Source organism: Roseobacter sp. (genome assembly GCF_024639605.1).
In the GTDB taxonomy this organism is placed as follows: Bacteria; Pseudomonadota; Alphaproteobacteria; order Rhodobacterales; family Rhodobacteraceae; genus Roseobacter.
Genome location: NZ_JAHEHZ010000163.1, coordinates 1 through 6,616, shown reverse-complemented (window position 1 = coordinate 6,616; position 6,616 = coordinate 1). Strand labels below are relative to the sequence as shown.

General features: G+C 59.1%; 7 protein-coding genes and 1 pseudogene. 2 read left to right on the top strand and 6 right to left on the bottom strand.

What is annotated here, in order from left to right:
* A pseudogene (locus Q0M35_RS16120) lies at window positions 1-178 on the bottom strand (VOC family protein); the annotation flags it as partial.
* A 115-nt stretch (window positions 179-293) separates the two neighbouring features.
* Between Q0M35_RS16120 and Q0M35_RS16115 the strand changes: the two are divergent.
* The gene (locus tag Q0M35_RS16115; RefSeq protein WP_295317193.1) at window positions 294-1,046 is read left to right on the top strand and encodes an SDR family oxidoreductase; all 753 of its coding nucleotides are present in this window, start codon (window positions 294-296) and stop codon (window positions 1,044-1,046) included.
* Window positions 1,047-1,058: 12 nt separating this feature from the next.
* Here Q0M35_RS16115 and Q0M35_RS16110 read toward each other — a convergent pair whose 3' ends face one another.
* The 5 genes from Q0M35_RS16110 to Q0M35_RS16090 all read right to left on the bottom strand — a co-directional run bounded on the left by Q0M35_RS16110 (window position 1,059) and on the right by Q0M35_RS16090 (window position 5,203).
* The gene (locus Q0M35_RS16110) at window positions 1,059-1,835 is read right to left on the bottom strand and encodes a gamma-glutamyl-gamma-aminobutyrate hydrolase family protein (RefSeq protein ID WP_295317191.1); all 777 of its coding nucleotides are present in this window, start codon (window positions 1,833-1,835) and stop codon (window positions 1,059-1,061) included.
* Between the two features lie 135 nt (window positions 1,836-1,970).
* Complete coding sequence (locus Q0M35_RS16105) at window positions 1,971-2,396, bottom strand: heme-binding protein (protein WP_295317189.1); 426 nt, start codon at window positions 2,394-2,396, stop codon at window positions 1,971-1,973.
* A 72-nt stretch (window positions 2,397-2,468) separates the two neighbouring features.
* Window positions 2,469-4,616: a malate synthase G gene (locus Q0M35_RS16100; protein ID WP_295317186.1), complete on the bottom strand. Its 2,148-nt coding sequence runs from the start codon at window positions 4,614-4,616 to the stop codon at window positions 2,469-2,471.
* A gap of 130 nt (window positions 4,617-4,746) precedes the next feature.
* Window positions 4,747-4,887 carry a DUF2256 domain-containing protein gene (locus tag Q0M35_RS16095; RefSeq protein ID WP_295317182.1) on the bottom strand — a complete coding sequence of 47 codons (141 nt, stop codon included), beginning with the start codon at window positions 4,885-4,887 and terminating at the stop codon, window positions 4,747-4,749.
* 109 nt (window positions 4,888-4,996) lie between these two features.
* Window positions 4,997-5,203, bottom strand: a complete 207-nt coding sequence (locus Q0M35_RS16090) for a hypothetical protein (RefSeq protein ID WP_295317180.1) — start codon at window positions 5,201-5,203, stop codon at window positions 4,997-4,999.
* A 107-nt stretch (window positions 5,204-5,310) separates the two neighbouring features.
* On the opposite strand from Q0M35_RS16090, the gene Q0M35_RS16085 reads away from it, so the two are divergent.
* The coding region (locus Q0M35_RS16085) for a M1 family aminopeptidase (RefSeq protein WP_295317178.1) at window positions 5,311-6,616 on the top strand (1,306 nt) is incomplete at its 3' end.

Sequence of the window (6,616 nt, the reverse complement as noted above, 5' to 3'; positions counted from 1 at the left end):
ATTCTGTCGCCTTGTCAAAAGGCGCAAAAACGGTGGGGCCGGCCGCCTGGGTCCATACAGGCTGGTCAAAGGCCTGCGGTACCGGTGTCACGCCGAGGTGCTTTTCATACCACGCGGCCAGTCCCGCAGGGTCCGCCGCACGGAAAAACACGCCGCCTATCCCGGTCACTTTCGCCATCTCAGCCTCCAGACATATTACCGGGAGCATAAACCCATGAGCATCTGATTGCACCTGGATGCTTGCGCCCGGCACTGACGCTCCTAATCTGGCAGGGCGATAACGGAGAGGCTATATGACACTGAAGGGCAAACACGCCGTTGTTACCGGAGGCGGTACAGGCATCGGGCTCGCAATCGCCAGGAAACTGGCGACGGCAGGCTGTGAGGTTACCATCACAGGTCGTCGAAAAGAGGTGCTTGAAGATGTCGCCGGCCAGAGAATGCATGCCCTTGCCATGGACGTCCGCGACGAAAACGATGTCATTGCCACGTTCGCCGAGGCCACCGAAGCCCGTGGACCGGTACACATCTGCGTGGCCAATGCCGGCATCGCCGAAGGCCGCGCGCTGCATAAAACCGACATGGATTTCTGGCGCAACATGATGTCGACCAATCTCGACGGCGCCTTTCTCACCATCCGCGAGGCGCTGAAAACCATGCGCCACGAAGACTGGGGCCGGGTGATCGGCATTTCATCGATTGCCGGCCTGCGCGGCCTGCAGGGCGCGTCGTGCTATACGGCGACGAAACACGGGCTTGTGGGGCTGATCCGGGCGCTGAGCGAGGATTATCTGGGCCGTTCCATTACCTTTAACGCCCTTTGCCCGGCCTATGTGGACACCCCGATCGTCACGCGCAACACCGCCTCGATCGCAGAACGCGCAGGCGTCAGCGAAGATAAAGCGCGCGATATCATGATCTCGGCCAACCGGCACGACAGGCTCATCCACCCCGATGAGATCGCGGCAGCAGCTCTGTGGCTGGTTTCTGAAGGATCGGAAAGCGTTAACGGTCAGGCCATCGAAATCGCCGGCGGCCAGATGTAACGCCCGGATGCGTCAGGCGACCTGGGCCGGGAGCGGCGTACGGCTTCGCGCCCAGGACCGGACAGCATCCCCGAAGGCCGCGAACAGCGGGCGGGATACGGGATCCTGCGAGGCGCGGTATTCAGGATGCCACTGCACCGACAGCGTAAAGCCCGGCGCATCCGAGATAAAAATCGCCTCGGGCGTGCCATCGGGGGCCACCCCGTCGATAATCACCCGCGGCCCGGAGGATTTGATGCCCTGCCCGTGCAGGGTGTTTGTCATGACCTCTGAGGCCCCCATCAGTCGGTGAAACGGCCCGCCTTCGGTAAAAGAAACTGTGTGGCGATGCTCGAATTTTTCCTCAAGCGTGCCGTCGGGGGGCATGCGGTGGTTCATGCGCCCGGGCAGTTCGCGGATTTCGGGATAGAGCGTGCCGCCCATGGCGACGTTCACTTCCTGAAAGCCCCGGCAGATGCCCAGAAACGGCTGTCCGCTCTGCACACAGGCGCGGATGAGCGGCAGTGCAATGGCGTCACGCGCGCGGTCGAACTCGCCATGCGCCTCCGTAGGGGGCTCGCCATATTCTTCAGGGTGCACGTTGGGCCGCCCGCCGGTAAAGAGAAACCCGTCGCAGCGTTCCAGCAGATCGGCTACGGTAACAAACCGCGGATCCGCCGGTATCAGCAGCGGCATACAGTCAGATACTTCCGACACGGCCTCGGAATTCATCGCCCCGCCGGCATGGGCGGGATACTGATCGTTCAGCAGATAACGGTTGCCGATGATGCCAACAACTGGGCGTGCCATCCGGGTGCTCTCCTGTGTTCCCCCGTTCGAGATATAAGAGAATGCAGCGCGTGATAACAGCCTGTCTGTGCGCAGAAGCCTGTGCGCAGATGCAAAATGCGGTCGTCAGACGGATTTTCAGGCAGTCCCTGCGGCTCAGGCGTCGCCCGTAAGCCCTGCAGCGGCAATCCCCGCGAGACCGGCAATCACGTCATTGTCCGAGGTATCTCCCGTGACGCCCACCGCACCGATGACGACGCCTTTGCGGTCACGCATCAGAATTCCGCCTGGCACAGGCACCACCTTACCGCCATAGACCCCGTTCATGGCGATCATGAAATAGGCCTGCTCATCGGCGCGCGCTTTCTGTGCCGAGCCCGGCAACCCCAGCATGATCGAGCCGTAGGCCTTACCTTGCGCGATCCCGAAACGACCGGGCGAGGCACCGTCTTCGCGTTCAAATGCCTGTACATGGCCGCCAGAATCCAGAACCACCACCGACAGCGGTTTGAGTTCCATCTCGCGGCCTTTTTCAAGCGTCTTGCGGATAATCGTCCGCGCTTTTCTCAGTGTTACAGACATGTCTCTCCCTTTTCTTGTCCGTCCGGAAATTTACACCGTCGGCCTGTCGGGGGCCGTCGGCCCCTGCAGCGGTTAGTGTCCCAGCGCCTCTTTCAGCTCAAGACGCCGCGCGTGCAGCACAGGCTCGGTATAGCCCGACGGCTGCACCCTGCCCTTAAATACAAGGTCACATGCCGCCTGAAAGGCAATCCCGTCGAAATCAGGGCTCATGGGCTTATAGGTCGGGTCAGAGGCGTTCTGATCATCCACCACGGCCGCCATCCGCCGCATCGCGGCCATTACGTCCTGCGCATCGACGATGTCATGATGCAGCCAGTTGGCAATATGCTGTGCGGATATGCGGCAGGTCGCACGGTCTTCCATCAGGCCGACGTTGTTCATATCGGGCACCTTGGAGCAACCGACACCGTGATCGACCCAGCGCACGACATACCCCAGTATCCCCTGAGCATTGTTCTCGACCTCGCGCATTTTCTGCGCATCCGTCCATTTCTGGTATTCGGCGAGCGGGATGTTCAGCACGGTATCGACATAAGCCCGGCGACCGCCTGCCCTCAGGAGCTTCTGCACGGCAAAGACATCGATCTTGTGATAGTGCAGCGCATGCAGCGTCGCCGCCGTCGGGCTCGGCACCCAGGCACAGTTGGCACCGGATTTCGGATGCTCGATCTTTTGCTCCAGCATTGCCGCCATAAGGTCCGGCATCGCCCACATACCCTTGCCGATCTGCGCACGCCCGCTCAGACCGCACTCGAGGCCAATATCCACATTCTGATTTTCATAGGCGGTGATCCACACCTTGCGCTTGATGAAATCCTTGCGGCTGAAAGGACCTGCTTCCATCGAGGTATGGATCTCATCACCGGTGCGGTCGAGGAACCCGGTATTAATGAAGGCCACCCGCGATTTCGCGGCCCGGATGCATTCTTTGAGATTCACCGACGTGCGGCGCTCTTCATCCATGATGCCCAGTTTGACTGTGTTCTGCGGCAGCCCGAGCACTTTTTCCACCGATGTGAATGTCCGGTCGGCAAAAGCGACTTCATCCGGTCCGTGCATCTTGGGTTTGACCACATAGACAGACCCCGTCACTGAATTACCACCTTCACGCTGAAGATCGTGCATCGCAATCAGCGTGGTGATCATCGCGTCCATCAGCCCTTCAAAGACCTCGTTACCGTCGCGGTCGAGGATTGCGGGATTGGTCATGAGATGGCCCACATTGCGTACCAGCATCAGCGCACGCGTACGTATCGTGACATCACCGCCATCGGGACCGGTGATCACCCTGTCGTCGCTGAGACGCCGTGTCTGAGTTTTACCACCCTTCTCAAAGGTATCTTCCAGATCGCCGCGCATCAGACCCAGCCAGTTGCCATAGGCCAGTACTTTGTCCTCGGCATCGACACAGGCAACTGAATCCTCACAGTCCATAATCGCCGAAACAGCACTTTCGAGCTGAACGTCCGCAAGGCCCGCCTGATCGCGGCTGCCGATCCGGTGGGTCCGGTCAAAGATCAGCTCAACATGCAGCCCGTGATTTCGCAGCATCACACTGTCAGGCGCCCTGGGATGCCCGGTATAGCCCACGAATTTCTCCGGCTCAGCCAGAGGCCGGTCATCGATCAGCAAGGCACCACCTGAGACATGATAGCGGCGCGCGTCCGCATGGCTTGTCATTTCTATCGGAAAGGCTTCGTCGAGGAAAACACGCGAGCGCGCAACAACCCGTGCACCGCGCCCCTGATCATACCGTCCGGCGGGAGGTGCGCTGCCCATCGCATCGGTGCCGTAGAACCCGTCATAAAGGCTGCCCCAGCGCGCATTGGCCGCGTTCAGAGCATAGCGCGCGTTGGTGATCGGCACGACAAGCTGTGGCCCGGGGATCGTGGCGATTTCGGCATCAACGTTTGCTGTGTCGATCTCAAAATCGTCCCCTTCAGCCAGCAGATATCCGATTTCACGCAAAAACGCGACATATGCTGCGTGGTCATGCGCCTGACCCCGCCGTTCGCGGTGCCAGGTATCAATCTGCTCCTGAAGGGCCTCCCGCTTTTCAAGCAACGCTCTGTTTTCCGGGCCCGCGTTGTGCACCAGGTCCGAGAACCCGGACCAGAAAGCACCGGCGTCGACACCGGTGCCGGGCAGCGCCTTTTCTTCGATGAATGCTGCAAGTTCCGGGCTGACCTGCAGTCCGCTGCGCTCGGTTCGCTGTGCCATCATATCTCCGTAGAATTTGCGTATACCGCTGTATTCCATCCATCTAAAACGCCAGGCCGTGCAAAGCAACGCCTCCGGGGGCAAAACGCCGGCAGGGCTGTGTGTTTGCGCAAACAGCAACCAGAACCGGTCAGTCTTTGCTGCGCTCCCGCCTGCAGCGTTCGGAACAATAGCGCACCTCGTCCCACACCGCCTGCCATTTGCGGCGCCATGAGAACGGCTTACCGCAGGTCACGCAGACTTTCTGCGGCAGGTCTGATTTGCGTTTCATTTTTCCCGGCATGATGTGTTCTGAGTGTTTCAGTGGTTTTGTTGCAGATTAACGCAAAACCGCCCCGTGCTGAAAGCACGAGGCGGTACGAAGAAAAAGGCGGAAACTCTTAACCGTCGGGATTGATAACCACTCCTGCCTCACTGCCGTTGGTGTTGGTCACCGCGTCAGCACTCTCCTCGCCTCCATACATGCTCACGTAGACAAAGAGCAGAATCATCATAAGAAAGCCGAACATCATCGCGCCTTTTATGCCCCACAGGGCCGGGCGATGCCGTTTTTGTTGCTTTTCAATGTTTGTGTCGGGCGCAGACATAAAGTCTCCTTTTCATTTACTCATTGTGGCTCACAGCTTGCAGCCACGTGCTTACAGACCTAACGTTCAGTGCAGCAAACTGTTCCATCATTTATATGAAGGCTCCCATGAAAGACGCAGCGCCCACGACGATTTACCTGAGCGATTACAAGCCATTCGGGTTTGAAGTTACTTCGGTTGAACTCACTTTCAAGCTGCATCCGAACCGCACGCGCATCGCCAGCCGGATTGCGTTTTCGCCCCGGCCGGACGGCGACGGCCGGTTCTTTCTGCACGGCGAAGATCTGAAACTGATCTCGGCGCGCATCGACGGTGCCCCGGTACATCCGGATATAAGTCACGAGGGGCTGACCTGTACCGTTCCCGACCGTCCGTTTATCTGGGAAGCTGAGGTGGAAAGCGATCCGGCCGACAATACCGCCCTTGAGGGGCTTTACATGTCAGGCGGGATGTATTGCACCCAGTGCGAGGCCGAAGGGTTCCGCAAAATCACGTATTATCCGGATCGCCCCGACGTCATGAGCGTCTTTACGGTCCACATCCACGGACCTCATCCTGTCCTGCTGAGCAACGGCAATCCGGTGAGCCGGTCGGAAAACCAGGCAAGCTGGCACGACCCCTGGCCAAAACCTGCTTATCTTTTTGCGCTCGTGGCCGGAGAACTGCACAACCACCCCGGCTCATTCACCACGAAATCCGGGCGCGAGGTTGAACTGAACCTCTGGGTCCGGCCAGGCGATGAGGGGAAATGCGCCTTTGGCATGCAGGCTCTGAAAGACAGCATGAAATGGGACGAAGATGTGTACGGCCGCGAATACGACCTTGATATCTTCAATATTGTGGCCGTGGACGACTTCAACATGGGCGCCATGGAAAACAAGGGGCTTAACGTCTTTAATTCTTCGGCGGTGCTCGCTTCGCCCGACACGTCGACCGATATGAATTTCGAGCGGATCGAGGCGATTATCGCGCATGAATACTTCCACAACTGGACCGGAAACCGGATTACCTGCCGCGACTGGTTCCAGCTCTGCCTCAAAGAAGGGCTGACCGTCTATCGCGACAGCCAGTTCACCTCGGACATGCGCTCGGCGCCGGTCAAGCGCATCTCGGATGTCATTGACCTGCGCGGGCGCCAGTTTGCCGAAGATCAGGGCCCGCTCGCGCATCCGGTACGGCCGGAAAGCTTTCAGGAAATCAATAACTTCTACACCGCAACTGTTTATGAAAAGGGTGCAGAGCTCATCGGAATGCTACGCCGCCTTGTCGGTGCGGACGCCTATTCGGAAGCCGTTAACCTGTATTTTGACCGCCATGACGGCGAGGCCTGCACCATCGAAGACTGGCTGCGGGTATTTGAGGATCAGACCGGGCGCGATCTGACACAGTTCATGCGCTGGTACAGCCAGGCCG